Source organism: Rhizobium sp. CB3060 (assembly GCF_025200735.1).
Lineage (GTDB): Bacteria > Pseudomonadota > Alphaproteobacteria > Rhizobiales > Rhizobiaceae > Rhizobium.
In genome coordinates this window covers 278,846-298,568 of record NZ_CP104158.1, presented here as the reverse complement: position 1 = coordinate 298,568, position 19,723 = coordinate 278,846, and the positions used below count along the sequence as shown (strand labels likewise).

Sequence of the window (19,723 nt, the reverse complement as noted above, 5' to 3'; positions counted from 1 at the left end):
TTACCGCCGATAGGCCAGCCTTTGCCCCTCAGTTTTAAGAGGGCATCAGTTCTTGAGCTCCTCCAGCCCGGCAAAGAGGGCCAGCGCTTCGGGATTGGCAAGCGCTTCCTTGTTCTTCACCGGCCGGCCATGCACGACGTCGCGAACGGCGAGCTCGACGATTTTGCCGGACTTGGTGCGCGGAATATCGCGGACGGCGATGATCTTGGCCGGCACATGGCGGGGCGAGGCGCCGGTGCGAATGCGGGTTTTCATCGCTTTCACCAGATCCTCCGTCAGTGCCGCGCCGGCCGCGAGGCGAACGAAAAGCACGACGCGCACATCATCATCCCAATCCTGGCCGATGCAGAGCGCTTCGAGAACTTCGGGCATCTGCTCGACCTGATTGTAGATCTCCGCCGTGCCGATGCGCACGCCGCCGGGATTGAGCGTCGCGTCCGAACGGCCATGGATGATCAGGCCACCATGCTCCGTCCACTCGGCAAAATCACCATGGCACCAGACATTGTCGAAACGCTCGAAATAAGCGGCGTGATATTTGACCCGGTCGGGGTCGTTCCAGAACATCACCGGCATCGAGGGAAAGGCTTTGGCACAAACAAGCTCGCCCTTTTCGCCGTGCACGGGCTTACCCTCCTCGTTCCAGACATCGACGGCAAGGCCGAGCCCGGGTCCCTGGATTTCGCCGCGCCAAACCGGCTGCAAGGGATTGCCGAGCACGAAGCAGGAGACGATATCGGTGCCTCCCGAGATGGAAGCGAGCTGGATGTCGTCCTTGATGCCCTCATAGACGAAGGAAAAGCCTTCCGGCGACAGCGGCGAACCGGTGGAAGTCATCAGCCGCAGGCTGGAGAGATCATGCGAGGTTTTCGGCGTCAGGCCGCTCTTGCGCACGGCATCGATATATTTGGCCGAGGTGCCGAACAGAGCGAATTTCTCCGCCTGCGCATAGTCGAAAAGGATATTGCCGTCAGGCGCGAAGGGCGAACCGTCGTAGAGGCAGAGAGTAGCGCCGGCGGCAAGCCCGGTCACCAGCCAGTTCCACATCATCCAGCCGCAGGTGGTGAAGTAGAAGACCTTTTCGCCGGGGACCACGCCGCAATGCAGGCGATGCTCCTTGACGAGCTGCAGCAATGCGCCGCCGGTCGAATGGACGATGCATTTCGGCACGCCCGTCGTGCCCGAGGAAAACAGGATGAACAGCGGATGCGAAAACGGCAGCGGCTCGAATTCTACCGTCTTCGCCTCGAAAGGCGCGATGAACGCATCCAAAGTCCTTGCATCCGGCGTTGCCGCCGCGACCGCCTCGGCATCGCCGGCGTAAGGAACGATGACGGCAGGCGCGCCGAGGCGCTGCGCGATCGCGCCGACCTTTGCCGTCACATCCTGCAATTTGCCGCCATACCAATAGCCGCTGCAGGCGATGAAGAGTTTCGGCTCGATCTGGCCGAAGCGATCCAAGACGCCCTGCTCGCCGAAATCCGGGGAGCAGGAGGACCAGATGGCACCGATCGAGGCGGCCGCCAGCATGCAGGCGATGGTTTCCGGCATGTTCGGCATCATGGCGGCGACACGGTCACCCCGGCCGATGCCGAGAGCGCGATAGGCCTGTTGCAGGCGCGACACCATGGCCGAGAGCCGGTCCCAGGACCAGCGGTCGCGCACCCTGTCTTCGCCCCAGAAGACCAACGCATCGCCCTCGCCGCTTTTCGACAGCAGGTTCTCGGCGAAATTCAGCTCGGCATCTGGAAAGAAACGCGCCTCCAGCATCTGGTCGCCGTTGATCAGCGCCCTTTCGCCACGTTTTCCCTTGATGCCACAGAAATCCCATACTGCCGTCCAGAAGGTTTCCCGGTCGGCGATTGACCAGGCATGCAGGCTGGCGAAATCGGAAAGCGATAGGCCGAAGCGTCGGTTGCAGTCTTCCATGAAGACAACCATCGGGCTTTGCCGGCGAAATTCATCCGATGGCGTCCAGAGCGGCTGAGTATCTCGCATATTATCTCCTCCGGTTTTCGGCTTATATACCATGCTGCAGCGCATTATAAAGTCACTGAGTTGTCGGCATTCCTGCTGTACAATGTTTGCATCCGCCAATCATTTCCTATATCCGGCAAACGGAGGCATATCAGCGCTATCAGTATGAAAGTCTGAGTTGGATCATGAGAGCGTCGAGGAATAAAAAGTGGTGGTTGACGATGCGATCGGCCTCGCGCTGGCTACCTGCCGTTGCGCGCACCACTGGCATCGTCCTTCTCACCATCATCATCGTCTTCGCCGTTTTCCGGGCAACTGCTCCCTTCCTGATTTCCAGCGGCCTGGTGCGGGCCGGCATCGAGAATGCCCTGTCGGACTGGACGGGATATCGCGCCCAGATCGAGGGCGCGCCGACGCTGGAATTCTGGCCGACGCCGCGCGTGACGCTCAACCAGGTTACCATCCGCGAACCGACGAAAAACGGCAAGGTGCTTGGCCATGTCGACAGCCTTTCGGCGGACTTCTCGCTGTTTGCGGCGCTGCGCGGGCGCGCGCATTTTCATGAATTCCATTTCCTGCGGCCGGTGATCTACATCCGGCGTGACGAGACCGGTCTGATCGACTGGACGAATGAAGGGCTGCTGTCCAAGGCAATCGAACGAGTGGAGACGTCCTCCAACCAGGGCATGCCGATCAGCAAGGACCAGGATGCCGTCATCGGCATGCTGACGATCGAGGACGGTCGCGTCGAAATGACGGACGATCGCAGCGGCAATCTCTACAAGATGAGCAGCATAAATGCGGACATCTCCTGGCCGCGGCTGTCCGGGGCGATGACTGCCGTCATTCTGGCGCGGCTCAACGGTCAGGACGTCAAGATCGATTTCAATTCTGCCCAGCCTCTGCTGCTCTTTGCCGGCAAGAGCGTCGATGCGAAGACAAGCTTCTCCTCGCCGCTGATCAACTGGACCTATGCAGGCGCCACCAGCATTTCCAATCTCTCCGCGCTCGCCGGAAATCTGGATCTGAGCGTGCCGAATGTGCCGTCTTTCCTGGCCTGGAGCGGAGAACATCTGCCGGCCGCCGATACGCTACGCAACGTCTCTCTCAATGCCGACGTCGCCGCGATCCCGAATGGTCTGCGCTTTAACAATCTGAACTTCAAGGTCAACGAATCCGCGGCGTCCGGCGTCATGGATCTGAGCTATACGACAAGCGGCAAGCCGAAGATTTCCGGAACGCTCGCCTTCGACCAGATGAACCTCAATCCGTTCCTGGTGGCCTTCTCCATGCGGCTGGCCGCGGATACGGCCATCGACGCATTGCTCAACGGCAATCCGCTACAGCGCCTCGATTTGGATATGCGGCTCTCGTCGAACAAAGCCGTGCTCGGTCCCTTCCAGTTCGATAATATCGGCGCCAGCCTGCTGGTTGCGGGCGGCAAGGCAAAATTCGATATCGGCGACAGCGGCTTCGAGGGTGGAGAGCTCACCTCGCATCTGGAAGTCACGCAAGGCGACTTCGATGGCGGCGGCAAATTACAGATATCCATCCACGATGCCGATTTCGGCGGGCTATTCACCCGGCTCAACCTTGCAGGACCTCTACCGCTGACGACCGGTTCTCTGGATCTTTCGCTCAGCACGTCGAAGCCGATCTGGGCTGCCAATCTCAGCGATGTCGCCGGCAAGATGCATTTCACGTCGGCCACCGGCTCCTTCCGGCAATTCAACATCTCAGCCTTCCGTGCGCTTGCGTCCGAAAAGGCCTTTTTCCGGATGAGCGATATCGCCGACACGGCCTTCGATTTCGACAGCCTCAACGTCGATGCTAGCGTTGCCAAGGGATCGGTCGAGGTTCACAGCGCCCAGATCGTCGGGCGCAACGAAACGGTGATGCTGAACGGCGTCGTTCCCTTCCGCAGCAACGCACTGGCGCTGTCGGGCACGATGCAGGCGAGCAATCCGGCCAATGCGACGGAGCTGCCGATGCTGCCCTTCTTCATCGGCGGCACCTGGCCGGACCCGGTGATCTCGCCGGTCACGACGCTGCTGAAGAAGCCTGATCAGCAGACGCAGCAATAACAGGTCCCGTCTGCGGATGGCTCTGACCTATGCCGCGGCAGCAGCCTGCTCGTCCCTTTGGCGCTGCACTTCGCGGCGCTTGGTGACGACGGAGGCGCAGATGACGCCGATGGTGACGACGCCGATCAGGATGGTGCAGATGGCGTTGATCTCAGGCGTCACGCCGAGCTTCACCTGGCTGTAGATCAGCATCGGCAATGTCTTTGCGCCAGCCCCCGAAGCAAAAGTGGCGATCACCAAGTCGTCGAGTGACAGCGTCAGCGCCAGCACCCAGCCGGAGAACACGGCCGGCGCGATGATCGGCAGCGTGATCTCGAAGAAGGTGCGCACCGGCGGCGCGCCGAGATCGAGCGCCGCCTCCTCGATCGAGCGATCGAAGCTCAGAAGCCTGGACTGCACGACGACGGCAACGAAACACATGGTCAGCGTCGTATGCGCCATGACGATGGTCCAGAAGCCGCGATCGAGGTCGGCGGTGACGAAGAGCAGCAGCAGCGATAGGCCGGTGATGACGTCGGGCATGACCAGCGGCGCATAGATCATGCCGGAAAACAGGATGCGGCCACGGAAGCGCGTGTAGCGCACCAGTGTCAGTGCCGCCAGCGTGCCAAGGACGGTGGCGATCGTCGCCGAGAGCAAGGCAATGCGTACGGTCAGCCACGCCGCGTTGAGCATGCTGTCGTTGCTGAGCAGATGGCTGTACCACTGGGTCGAGAAGCCGCCCCAGACTGTGACCAGCCGCGAAGCGTTGAAGGAATAAATGACCAGCAGCAGGATCGGCAAATACAGGAAGGCAAGGCCGAGCGTGACGGAGACGATGTTGAAGCGGGACCAGCGGATCATGACCTATCTCCCCTTCTCATCGGCTTTTGCCTGTATGTGCTGGAAGAAGACGATGGGCACCACCAGCACAAGCAGCAGGATGGTCGCCACCGCCGATGCCAGCGGCCAGTCTGTATTGCCGTAAAACTCGCTCCACAACACTTTGCCGATCATCAGCGTTTCGGAGCCGCCAAGCAGGTCTGGGATGACGAACTCGCCGACCGCGGGGATGAAAACCAGCATGCAGCCGGCGATGACGCCAGGGATCGACAAGGGGAAGGTCACGCGCCAGAAGGCGCCGATCGGCGTGCAGCCAAGGTCCTGTGCCGCCTCGATCAGCGTGCCGTCCATCTTTTCCAGCGAGGAATAGAGCGGCAGCACCATGAAGGGCAGATAGGAATAGACCATGCCGATATAGACGGCGGTATTGGTGTTCAGGATCACCAGCGGCTCATGGATGATACCGAGCGTCATCAGCAATTGATTGAGCAAGCCCGTCGTGCTCAAGATCGACATCCAGGAATAGACGCGGATCAGGAAACTCGTCCAGAACGGCAGGATGACCAGCATCAACAGCGTCGGGCGGATGCTGCGCGGCGCCTGCGCCATGCCATAGGCTATGGGATAGGCGATGATCAGCGTCAGGATCGTCGATATGCCGGAAATCTTCAGGCTTTGGAGATAGGCGTTGAAATAGAGGGGATCGCCGGCCAGCCAGGTGTAGTTGTCGAAGGACATGCTCTGCAGCTTGTCCCACCAATCGCTGAAACTGTCCGACCAACTGAAAGCCGGATCATAGGGCGGAACCGAGAGCGCCTTCGTCGACAGCGAAATGCGGAAGACGATCAGGAAGGGCGCGAGAAAGAAAACCAGCAGCCAGGCATAAGGCACGATGATGACGAGGCGCTGGTAGATGGAAGAGCCGAGCGTCCTCATGATCAATCCTTCAGCAGCACGCCGGCATTTTCATCGAAGGAGACCCAGACGCCTTGATCATAGGAGAAAGGTTCCTCCACTGCGCGCACTGCATTCAGCGACGAAGCCTTGACGACCTGTCCGCTCTTCAGCTTGACGTGGAAGACCGTCATGTCGCCTAGATAGGCAATATCCCAGATCTCGCCCTCGGCGGCATTGACCGAGGCGTTGGCGGGCGGGCGCGGCGTGACACGTAGCTTTTCCGGCCGGATGGCAAAGCCCGCGCGGCTGCCCTCAGTGAGCATTTCGCTAGCTGCCGTGCGCAGGGTGAAGCCATTATCGACGGCAATCTCGACCGTGCCGCCATTTGCGCGCGTGACATTGCCGTCGAGGATGTTCACGTCACCGATGAAGTCTGCGACGAAGCGGGAATTGGGAGCCTCATAGATCTCCGCCGGCGTCGCCACCTGCACGACCCTGCCATGGCTCATCACGGCAATGCGGTCGGCCATGGTCATCGCCTCTTCCTGATCGTGGGTGACGACGACGAAGGTGAGGCCAAGGCTCTGCTGCAGGTCCATGAGCTCGAACTGGGTCTCCTCGCGCAGCTTCTTGTCGAGCGCGCCGAGCGGCTCGTCGAGCAGCAGCACCTTCGGCCGCTTGGCGAGCGAGCGGGCGAGCGCCACGCGCTGGCGCTGGCCACCGGAGAGCTGGTTCGGCTTGCGGTTGGCAAATTGCTCCAGCTTGACGAGCTTTAGCATCTGCGCAACGCGCTCGGCGATCTCCGCTTTCGGCATGCCATCCTGGCGCAGCCCGAAGGCGATGTTCTTTTCCACCGTCATATGCGGGAAGAGCGCGTAGGATTGGAACATCATGTTGACGGGGCGGCGATAGGGCGGCGTGCCGGCAAGATTCTGGCCGTCGAGAACGATCTCGCCCGTCGTCGGCTGCTCAAAGCCCGCCAGCATGCGCAGCAGCGTGGACTTGCCGCAACCGGATGCGCCGAGCAAGGCGAAGAATTCGCGGTTGTAGATATCCAGCGAAAGATTGTCGACGGCGGTGAAATCGCCGAACTTCTTCGTGACGTTCTTGAAGGAAATATATGGCTTTGCCGAAGGATCCGTCCAAGGAGCAAAGGAACGCCGGATATTACCGAGAGACTTCATCATCTATCCCCGAAATAATTCTGTGTCACCCCGGCTTTCCCCACCCGGTAGCGCTTCAGAATTCGTATTACCCCGTCCGCGACCGCTCAGCGACCTGGACGCATGGTCTAAGGAAAGGCCCGGACGTTTCCGTCCGGGCCTTTGTCTGACTTATTGACCGGTAACAACCTTGGTCCACAAGCGCGTCGCCAGGCGCTGCGTCTTCGGATCCCACGGCGTCACCGTGAACAGGTGTTTCATGATCTCATCGGTCGGATAGACCGCCGGGTCCTCGAGGACTTCTTTGTTCACGAACTGCTGCGAAGCCTTGTTGCCGTTGGCGTAGGCGACGAAGTTGCTGGCCTTGGCGATGACTTCCGGCTTCATGATGTAATTCAGGAATTCATGCGCCTCGGCCACATGCGGCGCATCGGCCGGGATCGCCATGACGTCGAACCACATCTGCGCCTGCTTCGGCATCGAATAGTCGACATGCACGCCGTTCTTGGCCTCTTCGGCGCGATTGCGCGCCTGCAGCACATCGCCGGAATAGCCGAAAGCGATGCAGATATCGCCGTTGGCCAGCGCATTGATATATTCGGACGAATGGAACTTGCGGACGAAAGGCCGGACCGATGCCAGAAGAGTCTCAGCCTTCTTGAAATCCTCCTGCTTGGTCGAGTTCGGATCGAGGCCGAGATAGGCCAGCACTGTCGGGATGACGTCCTTCGGCGCATCGAGCATATAGATGCCGCAATCCTTGAACTTGGCGGCGACCTTCGGGTCGAAGATCACATCGAGCGTCGGCTTGTCGTCGGTGCCGAGGATCTGCTTCACCTTGTCGACATTGTAGCCGATGCCGTTGGTGCCCCACATATAGTCGATGGCATATTGGTTGCCGGGATCGTAAGTGGAGATGCGCTGCATCACCATGTCCCACATGTTGGAGATGTTCGGCAGCTTCGACTTGTCGAGCTTCTGGAACACACCGGCCTTGATCTGGCGTTGCAGGAAGTCCGCCGTCGGCACGACGATGTCGTAGCCGGTCTTGCCCGCAAGGAGCTTGGTTTCCAGGGTCTCGTTGGAATCAAAGGTATCGTAGACAACCTTGATGCCGGTTTCCTTGGTGAAATCGGCCAGGATCGAATCATCGATATAATCCGACCAGTTGTAGATATTGACGACCTTGTCTGCAGCCTGGGCTGCCGTCACCAGCGAAACGGCTGCGAAAGCCGTTGCTGCAAGCCGTGCGAACATGGACTTCATGGTCTCTCCTGTTTTGTTCAAGGGCATCGCGGCGATACCCAACCCTCTGTTTTTCCCGTCAGACTAGAAAGGAATTCCGAAGGCCACAAGGGGGAAAAGCAAGGCAGTATGAGCTTTCACGGATTTGCTGAAAAAGGGAAAGGTCCCGCAGCGGAAACCCCGACGGGCGAGCGCACGCGATTGTGAACGTGAGGCCCGCTTCCTGCGTGAATGCCCGGATGGGCTTTGCTAACATCGCACCGTATCATTCCCACCAATAAACTCCTGCCCTTTTTTCACCGCCCTGCGTCAAGGGCAAACGCAACCCGTCTTTCCAAGGGTTTCCACCATGCAGTATCAAAAATTCGGCAATACCGGTCTCAGCGTCTCGCGCCTCTGCCTCGGCACCATGACCTTTGGCCTGCAGATCGAGCAGGAAGACATTGCGCATGCCATTCTCGACAAGGCGACCGACGCCGGCGTCAACTTCATCGACACCGCCGACGTCTATCCACTCGGCGGCGGCGAAGAGCTTGCCGGCCGCACCGAGGAAATCGTCGGCCGCTGGCTGAAGGGCAGACGCGATCGCTTCATCGTCGCCACCAAGGCGGTCGGCAAAGTCGGTCCCTCCCCCTGGGATCAGGGCGCGTCGCGCAAGCACCTTCTCGACGCCATCGATGCATCCTTGCGGCGTCTCGGCACCGACTATGTCGACCTCTATCAGCTCCATTCCGACGACCGCGACACACCGATCGACGAGACCCTGGAGGCGCTCGACGTCATCGTACGCTCGGGCAAGGCGCGCTATGTCGGCGTATCGAATTTCCTCGCTTACCGGCTGGCTCTGGCGCTCGGCCGCGCCGATTTCCTGCGCACCGCCCGCTTCGTCTCCGTGCAGCCGCGCTACAATCTGCTGTTCCGCCAGATCGAGCGCGAACTACTGCCGCTTGCGGAAGAACAGCACCTCGCCGTCATTCCATACAATCCGATCGCCGGCGGCCTTCTGACCGGCAAACACAGGCACGACGTCGCGCCGACCGAAGGCCGCTTCAGCTCGCAACTGCGCAATGCCGGCACGAACTATCTGCAGCGCTACTGGCATGAACGCGAATTCGCGACGATCGAGAAACTGCGCGGTATCGCCGACGAGGCCGGCCATTCGCTTACCAAGCTCGCCGTCGCCTGGGTGGCCGCCAATCCGGTGATCACCTCCGCCATTATCGGCGCCAGCCGTCCGGAGCAACTGACCGACACGCTCGCCGCCATCGATCTCAAGCTCGATCCGGCGCTGAAGGCGAAGCTGGACGACGCGACAGTGGAATATCGCTGGGGCGACGCTGCTCGCTGAACAAGCGATCCAACCGGCAGCCGCTTTGGCTGCCGGTTTTTACGCGTAGGTCGGGCGCTTGCCCGCAAACAGTTCCGCATGGCTTTTCAGCAACTTGGTCATGCGATCGACCACGGTGCGGATATCCCGCCGATGACGGTCGGCATCGTTCATGACGATCCACTGCCGATGGCGCAGGGACACGATCTCCTCGCCGACCCGTTCCAGCCTCGGTTCCTGATCACCGACGAAGCAAGGCAGAACGGCGATACCTGCTCCCGCGAGCACGAGATCGTGAAGCGAGCGCGGGCGGCTGACCGTGAAGGCGATCTCTTCGCGTCTGTTCTGATGCGGCCAGCGCAGATAGGCCGATACCGCCTCCTCCTCCGCCGCCGCGATCCAACGCTGCTGGCCGGAAAAGCGCATGTTGCGCGCCTGATAGGCGGCATAGGCGACGTCGCCGGTCTTGATGGCAGCAAGATTGGTCTCCTCCGGTTCGAAGGCGCGGATGCCGATGTCACTTTGGCGATGGGCAAGGCTGGCGCGGCGCTCGCCGAGATATAGATCGATGCGGAATCCATCCCGCTCCGAACAGATCGTCGGCATGTTCTGGCTGAGCAGCCAGCCGACCCAGGTTCCGGCGGCAATGCGAACGACGGACATCCCCTGGGCGTCGCGCTGCCAGCTATCCACCTTGCGGGCGGCGGCCTCCATCTCCAGAAGCTGGTCGAAGAGCGCTTGCCCGTCGCCCGTCAACGCATATCCCGTCTGGCTGCGCTGGAAGAGCGTGCGCCCGATCTGGCTTTCCAATTCCAGCATGCGCCGGCCGATCGTCGCCGGGCTCAAACCGCTGGAAGATGCAGCCCCCGTCAACCCGCCGCCGCGGGCGACGTCGAGGAAAAGCTGATAGGAATCCCAGGTCGCGTTTTTCATGATTGAAAAACATAGGGCGAAAACGGCTGTTTATAAAGAAGATTTCTTTGCGTAATTGAAGGGATGCTTTTCAATATGGAGACCTCCCATGATCGACTGCATCGCTTTAGCCAGAATTATCGAACTGGAGAATGACGCCCGCCACGCGCAATGGCGCCGCAACGAGGACGCTTTCTACCAAGAATATGGCCGTGACCCCTGGCCAGTGTTTACCTGGCTCGGGAACGCTCTCGATATTAGCTATGCATGGCTCAAAACGAAAAAAGCGGACCGGCCCGATACGGACCGATCCGCCTGTGATAGCGACGATTGCAGCGGTCAGGCGGCTTGCGCCCGCATATAGCCCGCGCCCTGCCCGCCTTCGATCTTGAACTGCTGGATGAGATAGAGCAGCGCGTCCGCTTCGGTGGCCAGTTCGCGGCTGGCCGCCGTGGTTTCTTCGACCATGGCCGCATTCTTCTGTGTCATCTGGTCCATCTGGTTGACGGAGGAGTTGACACCCTGCAGCGCGCTTGCCTGATCGTGGCTGGCGCGCGCGATCATTTCCACATGCTGGCTGATGGTGACGATCTGACCGCTGATCTGGGCGAGCACGGAGCCGGCCTCCTGCACGAACTGCGAGCCGGAATTGACCTCGTGGGTCGATTTGTTGATCAGCCCCTTGATCTCCTGTGCCGCAGCGGCGGAGCGCTGGGCAAGTTCGCGCACCTCCATGGCGACAACCGCAAAGCCCTTGCCGGCCTCGCCGGCGCGCGCGGCTTCGATACCGGCGTTCAACGCCAGAAGGTTGGTCTGGAAGGCGATCTCGTCGATGACGCCGATGATCTGCTCGATCTGGCGTGAGGCATCTTCGATACGGCCCATCGCATCGATGGCGTTACCGACGACGACGGAGCTGTCGTCGGCGCTGCGCTTTGCTTCGCGGACGATCGCATCCGCCTCCTTGGCGCGCTCGGCGGACGAGCGGACGGTGACGGTGATTTCGTCCACGGCGGCGGCGGTTTCTTCCAACGCGGCCGCCTGCTGTTCGGTGCGCTTCGACAAGTCCTCGGCGGAAGCTGCCATCTGGCTGCCGTTGCTCTGGATCATCTCGACATTGTCGCGCACCTGGCTGAGCGTCTGCTGCAGACGCGACAGCGAGCTGTTGAAATCCTGGCGGAGTTGTTCGAGGCGGCCGATGAAAGGCGTCTGGATGCTAGCAGAGATATCGCCTTGAGCCAGGCGCTCGAGGCCGGCGGCAAGTTCGCTGACGGCGAAGTCGATCTGACGGTCTAGCTCGCGCTTTTCGGCATCGTTGCGCTGGCGCTCGTGCTCGGCTGCGGTGCGCTCCTCGTCGCTCTGCTCCTCGATGCGGATCTTCGAAAGCGCGTTTTCCTTGAAGATGCCGAGCGCGCGGGCCATGTCGCCGATTTCGTCGTGGCGCTGCTCGCCGGAGATCGCAGTTTCCAGCATGCCGTCGGCGATACGGCGCATGGCGGCGGTGATCTGACCGATCGGACGCTGCAGGGTCAGGACCAGAGCGATGCCGCCGGCGACCGAGAGGATGATGCCAAGCGTGGTGGCGAGGATCGAGATGTAGTTCGCCTGATCACGCTCCGTGCCGGCGCTCTGCTTCTGGGTTTCGGCAAAGGCGGTGAGCTGACCCCAGACCTGATCGAGCTGCTGGCGGGCGCTGGCATATTCGGCGATGCGCTGGGTGATGGTATCGACCAGCTTGCCGCCGGCTTCATCCATCGACTTGATGGCCGGGCGGATGGCCTTGTCGATATCGCCGGCGAAATCCATGTCCTTGGCACTCTGGTTCAGCGTATTCATGTCGCCACCGAGTTTGGCGATTTCCTGGCGCAGACGGACGAGATTTTCCTTAGTGGTATTAGCGGTGAAGTCGGCAAGCACGAGCTGCAGCGAATAGATCGAACCTTCGAGACGGCGGGTGTCCTGCAGAACGGAATTGGTCTGGACGACCCGGGCGTCCAGTTGAACGAAGGTCGTGGTCGCCTGGCGCATCATCTGCGTTGCCGTGAGCTGCGTATAGGTCGACATCTGCCGGAAGCGCGAAAGCAGCCGACCGATGGCGGTGACGGTATCGTCCGTTGGAACATCAGTGCTTTCGGTGAAAGCGCCGAGATCCTTGATGGTGCCGGCCAGCGACTGCACGACGCTTTTCTGGTTCTGCGGCACGGCGAGATCGATCGCCCGTAGCGCCTTGTTGAGATCAGGCAACCGGTCCTTGAGCAGCTTGACCTTATCGGCGGGCGTTGCGGCCTTGTTGAAATCTTCGGCGACGGAGACAAGCGCATCGCCGCCCTTCAGTAGGCGGTCGGCGGCGCGCAACGTCGCGGTCGCGTCGGCCTGGTCCTTACGCATCTGGTCTTCCAGTTGCTGACCATCGAAATCGACATTGAAGCGGGCGCTGATCAGCGCTCTTTGCGCGTCTTCGATCACCTTGCGAAAGGCGACTTCCTGCTCGTGTAGCGTCCAGAGCTTGGCAACCAGGTTTGCCGTGTCGGCAGTCTTGGTCGTCGCATCCGTCAGATTATCGCGGCCCTCCGCATCCTTACCGAGCTGGTCGAGCGTCGCGTTCAGGACACCCTGCTGCGATTTGATGTCCTGATAGAGCTTGTCGCGCTGCTGTTCGTTGGTGATGCGCAGGAAGTCATCCATCGAAGCGTAGAGGTTCTTGAAGCCCGTCAGCGATTGCAGCACGCTGTTGGAAATTTCCATGCGCCCCTGCAGCAGGCCCGAAGCGTAGAGCCCGGTGAGGCCGACGGCGGAAATGCTGATGACGAAAGGCAGCACGAAGATCAGAACCTTCGTCTTGATCTTGAAACGAGACAGGATCTTGTCAATGAACATGGTGGCTCTGGCCTCTCATACACCGTACTCCCCCTGCCGACGCCGCGATGGCGCTGACCGGATGCATAACCATCAAACTTGAGATGTTCGCAGATGGGGACCCAACCATGTCGGGAGGCAATCATTGCTTCGGCTCTACGTTGTAGAAGCACGCCCCAGAAAATCTTCGCGGATTGTGAGTCCGATTAATTAATTTTCGGATAAGGCGCCATGGCAATGACCTACAAGGCCATCGATAACTCGGGAAAAGCCTTAAAATGCAGGGAGGTAAGGCCGCGGGCAAGAGGATGCCGGGCGTATGCGCACGTGCTGGCCGCCGGCGAACGGCGGCCGAAGCCGATCAGGCCGATGATATCAGAAGCTGCGCACCGCAAGGTAAGCAATGCAGGCCGCCGTGGCGCCGGTTGCCAGCATCAGCAGCCGAATGGCCACCAATTTGGCATTGTCACGGGTTTGAGCAATTGCAATGGCGCGAGCGCGATGTTGTGTTCTATTCATGAGCCTAAATCCCATTTTCGCACTGACACGATAACCGGCAAAAGGTCGTTCCGGCAACTGCCAATGTGGACAATAAAGATGTAGGAAAGGAAAACGCCGGCACCAGAGCCTAGCCACAATTGTCGCACCCGGCGAATATTTATCCAAAAGGCGTAGGACTTTGCGGCTGGCAGTTCCACTTCCATAGCGGCGCGATCAAGGGCTCGGTCGCTATGTGGAAATAAGTGCTTCAAGCCGCTTCGCCGGCGACATGGCCCGAGGCCCAGGCCCATTGAAAATTGTAGCCGCCGAGCCAGCCGGTGACGTCGACGCATTCGCCGATGAAAAAGAGGCCGGGGATGGTTTTCACCTGCATCGTCTTTGAATCGAGGCAGGCGGTATCGACGCCGCCAAGCGTGACTTCCGCCGTCCGGTAACCTTCGGAACCCGACGGCTTGACCGGCCAGGCCTGGACGGCGGCGGCAAGCTGCTGCAGGCGCTTGTCGGGCTGATCGGCCATATTGCCCGCTATGCCCTCTCCGTCGGCGAAATGCTGCGCCAGTCGCTTCGGCAATATCTCCGCCAGAGCCGTCTGTGCCGATTGCCGGCCATTGGCTTGCCGGGCCGTCTTGAGCGTGATGAAAATGTCGATATCGGGCTCGATCGCCACCGTGATCTCGTCGCCTTCCCGCCAGTAGGAAGAGATCTGCAGGATCGCCGGGCCGCTCAAGCCGCGATGGGTGAAGAGCAGGGCTTCGCGGAACGCGGTCTTGCCGTGGCGGATTTCGGCAGGCGCGGCGATGCCGGCAAGCGGCGCCAGGCGCTGGAGAAGCTGGGGATCGAGGGTCAGCGGCACGAGGCCGGGACGCGTCTCGACGAGCGGCAGGCCGAACTGCTCGGCGATGCGATAGGCAAAGCCGGTGGCTCCCATTTTCGGGATCGACTTGCCGCCGGTGGCGATGACCAGAGAGGCGGCCTCCAAGGTGCCCTCCGACGTGGCGACCTTGTAGCCACCGCCGGCAACCGGCTCGATGGCGCCGATTTCGGTGCGCAGCCGCAACTCCACGCCGGCCGCCCGCATCTCGTCGGTCAGCATGCGGATGATGTCTTTGGCGCTGTTGTCGCAGAAGAGCTGCCCGAGCGTCTTTTCATGCCAGGCGATGCCATGGCTCTCGACCATGGCGAGGAAATCCCTCGGCGTGAAGCGCGCCAAGGCCGACTTGGCGAAATGCGGATTGGCCGAGAGGAAGTTCTTCGGGCCGGCATGAATATTGGTGAAATTGCAGCGGCCGCCGCCGGAAATCCGGATCTTCTCCCCCGGCGCTGCGGCGTGGTCGAGCACGACGACGGAACGCCCGCGCTGGCCGGCGCGGATAGCGCACATCATGCCTGCGGCGCCTGCGCCGAGGACGATCACATCATATCTGCCGGCCACGTTTCATTCCTTTATCCATTGCTGCGCCGCACTGTCGTTTTTCCATCATATGGCGAAAGTCCGAACGGTTTTCCCCCTCGCCAATTGGCAAACTGCCGTTATGATGAAATCTTCGATCAACGCAAATACGGTGTTTTATGCCCGCGAAAAAGACCCCGCTGAAAGCTTCCATGCCGGTCTCGAAAATCGCGACAGTTCCCCCAAGCTTACGATCAGCGCGCGGCGTGGCAAATTGGAAGGAAGCGGCTCAGTGGCTGCGGGCGCGGGGAATCGAAGACATAGAATGCATCACCCCGGACCTTGCGGGTGTGCCGCGCGGCAAGATGATGCCCACCTCGAAATTCACCTCCAACACCTCGCTCGCCCTGCCCTCGGCGATCTATCGTCACACGATTTCAGGCGAATATCCGGAGGAGACCGAAAGCTTCCGTTACGAGCCGCGCGACAGTGACCTGAAGCTGGTGCCCGATCTTTCGACGCTCTCGGTCGTGCCCTGGGAGAGCGATCCGACGGCACAGGTGATTTGTGACATAGTCAATTCCGATGGCGATGCGGTGTCCTACACGCCGCGCAATCTGTTGAAGCGGATCATGGGCCTCTACCGCGAGCGTGGATGGAAGCCGGTGGTCGCGCCGGAGATCGAATTCTATCTCGTCGCCAAGAATGACGATCCGGACTATCCGCTGCATCCGCCAAAGGGCCGTTCAGGCCGCTCGATCCTCGGCGGCCAGGGTTATTCGATTGCCGGCATCAACGAATTCGACGAATTGATCGACGACATCTATCATTTCTCGGAGAAGCAGGGCCTGGAGATCGACACGCTGATCCATGAAGAGGGTCCGGCGCAGCTCGAAATCAACCTGCGCCATGGCGATCCGATCGAGCTTGCCGACCAGGTGTTCATGTTCAAGCGCACCATTCGCGAAGCGGCGATGAAACACGGCATCTATGCCACCTTCATGGCCAAGCCGATCCAGAGCCAGCCGGGCTCGGCGATGCATATCCACCAGTCGGTGGTCGATATCGTGACCGGCAAGAATGTTTTCACCAATCCGGACGGTAGTCCCTCGCCGGAGTTCTTCCACTTCATCGGCGGCATGCAACGTTATGTGCCGAATGCGCTGGCGATGCTGGCGCCCTATGTGAACTCCTATCGCCGCCTGGCGCCGAACATGTCCTGCCCGGTCAACAACGCCTGGGGCTATGACAACCGCACCACCGCGTTCCGCGTACCGGTCTCCGATCCGCAGGCGCGCCGCGTCGAGAACCGGTTGCCGAGCTCTGACGCCAATCCGTATCTGGCGCTCGCGGCCTCACTCGCTTGCGGCTTGCTCGGTATCATGAAGAAGGTGGAGCCGACCGCACCGACCGAGGATTCGGCCAACGAAGGTTCGATCGATCTGCCGCGCGGGCTTCTCGAAGCCATTGCGCTCCTGGAAGGCGAACCGGCTTTCCAAGAGGTCCTCGGAAAGGACTTCATCGACATCTATGTCGGCGTCAAGCGCGGCGAATTCGAAACCTTCATGCAGGTGATCAGCCCCTGGGAGCGGGAATTCCTTCTGCTCAACGTGTGAGGGAGGCCCGCCCATGACATTGCAGGAAGCATGGCAGAGCCCGATAGCGCCGGGCCTTTCCTGGTATCAGGCAACCATCGGCCCTCGCCCCGCCTATCCGAAGCTCGACGGCTCCCGCCGTGCCGACGTGGCCATCATCGGCGGCGGCTACACCGGCCTACAGGCCGCCTACAACCTTGCCAAGGGCGGCGTCGATGTGGTGCTGATCGATGCCAATCGCTTCGGCGACGGCGCCTCCGGTCGCAATGGCGGCCAGCTCGGCACCGGCCAGCGCTCCTGGCCCGAGGAGCTGGAAGAGAAGATCGGCTACGAACGCTCAAAGGCACTGTTCGATCTTGCCGAGGACGCTAAACACCATCTTCTTGACTTTGCCGCCGAGCAGGGCATCGACATCGACTTCATGCCCGGCCAGATGAATGTCACGCATAAGCGGAGCTACAAGCGCGCCTATATGGAGAATGCCGAAATCGCCGCGACGCGCTACGGCTATCCGCATGTCAGCTTCATGGACCAGGCCGAAACCCAGGAGCGGCTTGGCTCAAAGCTTTATCTCTACGGCGTCAGGGATATGGGCACGGGCCATATCCATCCGCTGAAGCTGCTCATCGGCTTGGCGCGGGTAGCGCAGACCGCCGGTGCTTCGATCTTCGAAATGACGCCGGCGAAGGCGATCCGGCAATCCGGCGACAGGACGCTGATCGAGACCGACAGCGGCACGATCACCGCCGACCGCGTGCTAATTGCCTGCAACGGCCATATCGGCAATCTGGAGCCGGTGACCGCGAGCCATGTCATGCCGATTCGCTCCTTCATCGGCGCCACCGAACCGCTCGACAAGTTTCCGGATGTCCTGCCCGGCGGCGAAGCGGTGGCGGATTCGCGATTCGTGGTGCGTTATTTCCGCAAATCGAAGGACGGGCGCCTACTGTTCGGCGGGCGCGAGGCCTATACCGCCGATAACCCGCGCGACATAACGCAGCACATCCGTCGCCAGATCGCCGAAATCTACCCTGCCCTCGGCAATATCAACATCACCCATGCCTGGGGCGGATCTGTCGGCATCACCATGCCGCGCCAGCCTTTCGTGCGCGAGGTCATGCCCGGCGTCACCTCCATCGGCGGCTATTCCGGCCACGGGGTCATGCTGTCAAACTATTGCGGTAAACTCTATGCGAAAACGGTTCTCGGGAACGCCGACGACCTTGCGCTTTTCAAGGCGTTGAACATCCCGCCCTTTCCCGGCGGTGCCCGCATGCAGGCGCCTCTCCTATTCCTGGCGCTCTCGTGGTTTGCGTTGCGCGACAGGTTCTAGAAACAGAACGGATTTCCTCTTCCGGCAATCCGCTCTAAAAAGCCGAGTCTGATTTTTGCGATGCACACTGGCCTTTTTAAATCGATTAGATTAAAAGGGGCCTTAACCAAGACTGATTGAGAGATAGCTCATGAGCAGCCAAATCATTCCCGTTGAACCATTTGACTATGTCGTTTTCGGCGGCAGCGGCGACCTTGCAGAACGCAAGCTTCTGCCCGCCCTCTATCATCGCCAGGTCGAAGGCCAGTTTTCCGAGCCCACCCGCATCATCGGCGCATCTCGCAGCGCGCTTTCGCATGAAGAATACCGTAAATTCGCCGAAGCCGCGCTGAAAGAGCATCTGAAAAAGGGCGAATTCGACGAAGCGGAAGTGAAGAAGTTCTGCGCGCGCCTGTTCTACGTGCCGGTCGACGCCAAGACCGATACCGGCTGGGATCAGCTCAAGAAAATCCTGGACGAAGGCAAGGACCGCGTGCGCGCCTTCTATCTCGCCGTCGCTCCGGGCATTTTCGGCGACATCTCGCAGAAGATTTCCGATCACAAGCTGATCACCAAGCAGACCCGCATCGTCGTCGAAAAGCCGATCGGCCGCGACCTCGCTTCCGCGCTGCAGCTCAACGACACGATTGGCAAGGTCTTCAAGGAAGAGCAGATCTTCCGCATCGACCACTATCTCGGCAAGGAAACGGTGCAGAACCTGATGGCGCTGCGCTTTGCCAACGCGCTTTATGAGCCGCTGTGGAACGCCAACCACATCGACCATGTGCAGATCACGGTTGCGGAATCGGTCGGCCTGGAAGGGCGCGCCGGTTATTACGATACCGCCGGCGCGCTGCGCGACATGGTGCAGAACCACATCCTGCAGCTCCTCTGCTTGACCGCGATGGAAATTCCGTCCTCGATGGACTCGGAAGCCGTTCGCGACGAGAAGCTGAAGGTTCTGCGCGCGCTGAAGCCGATCGATGCTTCCAACGTCGAGCAGGCGACCGTTCGCGGCCAGTATCGCGCCGGTGCTTCGGCAGGCGGCCCGGTCAAAGGCTACCTCGACGAACTGGAAGGTGGCGTCTCCAACACCGAGACCTTCGTCGCCATTAAGGCCGAGATCGGCAACTGGCGCTGGGCCGGCGTTCCCTTCTACATCCGCACCGGCAAGCGTCTTGCCGGCCGGGTGTCGGAAATCGTCATCACCTTCAAGCCGATCCCGCACAACATCTTCGATCAGGCCGCCGGCCGCATCGTCGCCAACCAGTTGATCATCCGCCTGCAGCCGGACGAAGGCGTCAAGCAGTCGCTGATGATCAAGGACCCGGGTCCGGGCGGCATGCGCCTGCGCAACGTCTCGCTCGACATGAGCTTCGCTTCGGCCTTCAACGTCCGCAATCCGGACGCCTACGAACGCCTGCTGATGGACGTGGTCCGTTCCAACCAGACGCTGTTCATGCGCCGCGACGAAGTGGAAGCCGCGTGGGAATGGGTCGATCCGATGCTCAAGGGCTGGGAAGCCACCAGCCAGCCGGTGCAGGGTTATACCGCCGGCACGTGGGGTCCGAGCCAGGCCATCGCGCTCATCGAGCGTGACGGCCGCACATGGCATGACGATATCTAAACTGGGACGACGACG

General features: G+C 60.7%; 16 protein-coding genes. 6 read left to right on the top strand and 10 right to left on the bottom strand.

Translation table 11 applies throughout. From position 1 onward, the window contains the following. Nucleotides 1-45 precede the first annotated feature (45 nt). Nucleotides 46-1,998 (bottom strand): acetoacetate--CoA ligase, encoded by a 1,953-nt coding sequence (locus N2601_RS01440; protein WP_104822052.1) that lies wholly within the window; start codon nt 1,996-1,998, stop codon nt 46-48. Nucleotides 1,999-2,162: 164 nt separating this feature from the next. Here N2601_RS01440 and N2601_RS01435 point away from each other — a divergent pair, with 164 nt between their 5' ends. Continuing rightward, entirely contained in the window at nt 2,163-4,061 is a 1,899-nt protein-coding gene (locus N2601_RS01435; RefSeq protein WP_104824988.1) for an AsmA family protein, read from the top strand. Between the two features lie 27 nt (nt 4,062-4,088). On the opposite strand, the gene N2601_RS01430 is transcribed toward N2601_RS01435, so the two are convergent. The 4 genes from N2601_RS01430 to N2601_RS01415 all read right to left on the bottom strand — a co-directional run bounded on the left by N2601_RS01430 (nt 4,089) and on the right by N2601_RS01415 (nt 8,200). Next, nucleotides 4,089-4,904, bottom strand: coding sequence for an ABC transporter permease subunit (locus N2601_RS01430; protein ID WP_104822051.1), 816 nt, complete (start codon nt 4,902-4,904; stop codon nt 4,089-4,091). A 3-nt stretch (nt 4,905-4,907) separates the two neighbouring features. Then, nucleotides 4,908-5,819 (bottom strand): ABC transporter permease subunit, encoded by a 912-nt coding sequence (locus tag N2601_RS01425; RefSeq protein WP_104822050.1) that lies wholly within the window; start codon nt 5,817-5,819, stop codon nt 4,908-4,910. A 2-nt stretch (nt 5,820-5,821) separates the two neighbouring features. Continuing rightward, nucleotides 5,822-6,964: an ABC transporter ATP-binding protein gene (locus tag N2601_RS01420; protein ID WP_104824987.1), complete on the bottom strand. Its 1,143-nt coding sequence runs from the start codon at nt 6,962-6,964 to the stop codon at nt 5,822-5,824. Nucleotides 6,965-7,114: 150 nt separating this feature from the next. Beyond that, nucleotides 7,115-8,200, bottom strand: a complete 1,086-nt coding sequence (locus N2601_RS01415) for a polyamine ABC transporter substrate-binding protein (protein WP_445945012.1) — start codon at nt 8,198-8,200, stop codon at nt 7,115-7,117. A 337-nt stretch (nt 8,201-8,537) separates the two neighbouring features. Between N2601_RS01415 and N2601_RS01410 the strand changes: the two genes are divergently transcribed. After that, nucleotides 8,538-9,536 (top strand): aldo/keto reductase, encoded by a 999-nt coding sequence (locus N2601_RS01410; RefSeq protein ID WP_104822048.1) that lies wholly within the window; start codon nt 8,538-8,540, stop codon nt 9,534-9,536. Between the two features lie 39 nt (nt 9,537-9,575). Here the strand turns inward: N2601_RS01410 and N2601_RS01405 are convergent, their stop codons facing one another. Further along, a complete protein-coding gene (locus N2601_RS01405; protein WP_104822047.1) occupies nt 9,576-10,448 on the bottom strand; it encodes a LysR family transcriptional regulator in 873 nt (290 codons plus the stop codon). 88 nt (nt 10,449-10,536) lie between these two features. Between N2601_RS01405 and N2601_RS01400 the strand changes: the two genes are divergently transcribed. Further along, nucleotides 10,537-10,791, top strand: coding sequence for a hypothetical protein (locus N2601_RS01400; RefSeq protein WP_104822046.1), 255 nt, complete (start codon nt 10,537-10,539; stop codon nt 10,789-10,791). Here the strand turns inward: N2601_RS01400 and N2601_RS01395 are convergent. From N2601_RS01395 to N2601_RS01380, 4 genes are all read right to left on the bottom strand, one after another. After that, a complete protein-coding gene (locus N2601_RS01395) occupies nt 10,767-13,304 on the bottom strand; it encodes a methyl-accepting chemotaxis protein (RefSeq protein WP_104822045.1) in 2,538 nt (845 codons plus the stop codon). The two genes, N2601_RS01400 and N2601_RS01395, sit on opposite strands and share 25 nt — an antisense overlap. 354 nt (nt 13,305-13,658) lie before the next feature. After that, nucleotides 13,659-13,802 carry a hypothetical protein gene (locus N2601_RS01390; protein WP_199773517.1) on the bottom strand — a complete coding sequence of 48 codons (144 nt, stop codon included), beginning with the start codon at nt 13,800-13,802 and terminating at the stop codon, nt 13,659-13,661. Between the two features lie 229 nt (nt 13,803-14,031). Then, nucleotides 14,032-15,168, bottom strand: coding sequence for an NAD(P)/FAD-dependent oxidoreductase (locus N2601_RS01385; RefSeq protein ID WP_445945011.1), 1,137 nt, complete (start codon nt 15,166-15,168; stop codon nt 14,032-14,034). A gap of 31 nt (nt 15,169-15,199) precedes the next feature. Next, nucleotides 15,200-15,388, bottom strand: a complete 189-nt coding sequence (locus N2601_RS01380; RefSeq protein ID WP_199773591.1) for a hypothetical protein — start codon at nt 15,386-15,388, stop codon at nt 15,200-15,202. On the opposite strand from N2601_RS01380, the gene N2601_RS01375 reads away from it, so the two are divergent. The 3 genes from N2601_RS01375 to zwf all read left to right on the top strand — a co-directional run bounded on the left by N2601_RS01375 (nt 15,354) and on the right by zwf (nt 19,708). Then, on the top strand, nt 15,354-16,790 hold the full coding sequence (locus tag N2601_RS01375; RefSeq protein ID WP_104822043.1) for a glutamine synthetase family protein: 1,437 nt from the start codon (nt 15,354-15,356) through the stop codon (nt 16,788-16,790). The genes N2601_RS01380 and N2601_RS01375 overlap by 35 nt on opposite strands. A gap of 13 nt (nt 16,791-16,803) precedes the next feature. Next, on the top strand, nt 16,804-18,102 hold the full coding sequence (locus N2601_RS01370; protein ID WP_104822042.1) for an NAD(P)/FAD-dependent oxidoreductase: 1,299 nt from the start codon (nt 16,804-16,806) through the stop codon (nt 18,100-18,102). Nucleotides 18,103-18,232: 130 nt separating this feature from the next. Further along, on the top strand, nt 18,233-19,708 hold the full coding sequence (gene zwf, locus N2601_RS01365; RefSeq protein ID WP_104822041.1) for a glucose-6-phosphate dehydrogenase: 1,476 nt from the start codon (nt 18,233-18,235) through the stop codon (nt 19,706-19,708). Nucleotides 19,709-19,723 lie beyond the last annotated feature (15 nt).

What these genes read in the sequence shown, in the direction of transcription:
- N2601_RS01380 (WP_199773591.1), bottom strand. Translation starts at nt 15,388, where the DNA reads ATGGAAGCTTTCAGCGGGGTCTTTTTCGCGGGCATAAAACACCGTATT.
- N2601_RS01385 (WP_445945011.1), bottom strand. Translation starts at nt 15,168, where the DNA reads ATGATGTGCGCTATCCGCGCCGGCCAGCGCGGGCGTTCCGTCGTCGTG.
- N2601_RS01400 (WP_104822046.1), top strand. Translation starts at nt 10,537, where the DNA reads ATGATCGACTGCATCGCTTTAGCCAGAATTATCGAACTGGAGAATGAC.
- N2601_RS01390 (WP_199773517.1), bottom strand. Translation starts at nt 13,802, where the DNA reads ATGAATAGAACACAACATCGCGCTCGCGCCATTGCAATTGCTCAAACC.
- N2601_RS01415 (WP_445945012.1), bottom strand. Translation starts at nt 8,200, where the DNA reads ATGTTCGCACGGCTTGCAGCAACGGCTTTCGCAGCCGTTTCGCTGGTG.
- N2601_RS01410 (WP_104822048.1), top strand. Translation starts at nt 8,538, where the DNA reads ATGCAGTATCAAAAATTCGGCAATACCGGTCTCAGCGTCTCGCGCCTC.
- N2601_RS01370 (WP_104822042.1), top strand. Translation starts at nt 16,804, where the DNA reads ATGACATTGCAGGAAGCATGGCAGAGCCCGATAGCGCCGGGCCTTTCC.
- N2601_RS01420 (WP_104824987.1), bottom strand. Translation starts at nt 6,964, where the DNA reads ATGAAGTCTCTCGGTAATATCCGGCGTTCCTTTGCTCCTTGGACGGAT.
- N2601_RS01440 (WP_104822052.1), bottom strand. Translation starts at nt 1,998, where the DNA reads ATGCGAGATACTCAGCCGCTCTGGACGCCATCGGATGAATTTCGCCGG.
- N2601_RS01430 (WP_104822051.1), bottom strand. Translation starts at nt 4,904, where the DNA reads ATGATCCGCTGGTCCCGCTTCAACATCGTCTCCGTCACGCTCGGCCTT.
- N2601_RS01375 (WP_104822043.1), top strand. Translation starts at nt 15,354, where the DNA reads ATGCCCGCGAAAAAGACCCCGCTGAAAGCTTCCATGCCGGTCTCGAAA.
- N2601_RS01425 (WP_104822050.1), bottom strand. Translation starts at nt 5,819, where the DNA reads ATGAGGACGCTCGGCTCTTCCATCTACCAGCGCCTCGTCATCATCGTG.
- N2601_RS01395 (WP_104822045.1), bottom strand. Translation starts at nt 13,304, where the DNA reads ATGTTCATTGACAAGATCCTGTCTCGTTTCAAGATCAAGACGAAGGTT.
- N2601_RS01405 (WP_104822047.1), bottom strand. Translation starts at nt 10,448, where the DNA reads ATGAAAAACGCGACCTGGGATTCCTATCAGCTTTTCCTCGACGTCGCC.
- zwf (WP_104822041.1), top strand. Translation starts at nt 18,233, where the DNA reads ATGAGCAGCCAAATCATTCCCGTTGAACCATTTGACTATGTCGTTTTC.
- N2601_RS01435 (WP_104824988.1), top strand. Translation starts at nt 2,163, where the DNA reads ATGAGAGCGTCGAGGAATAAAAAGTGGTGGTTGACGATGCGATCGGCC.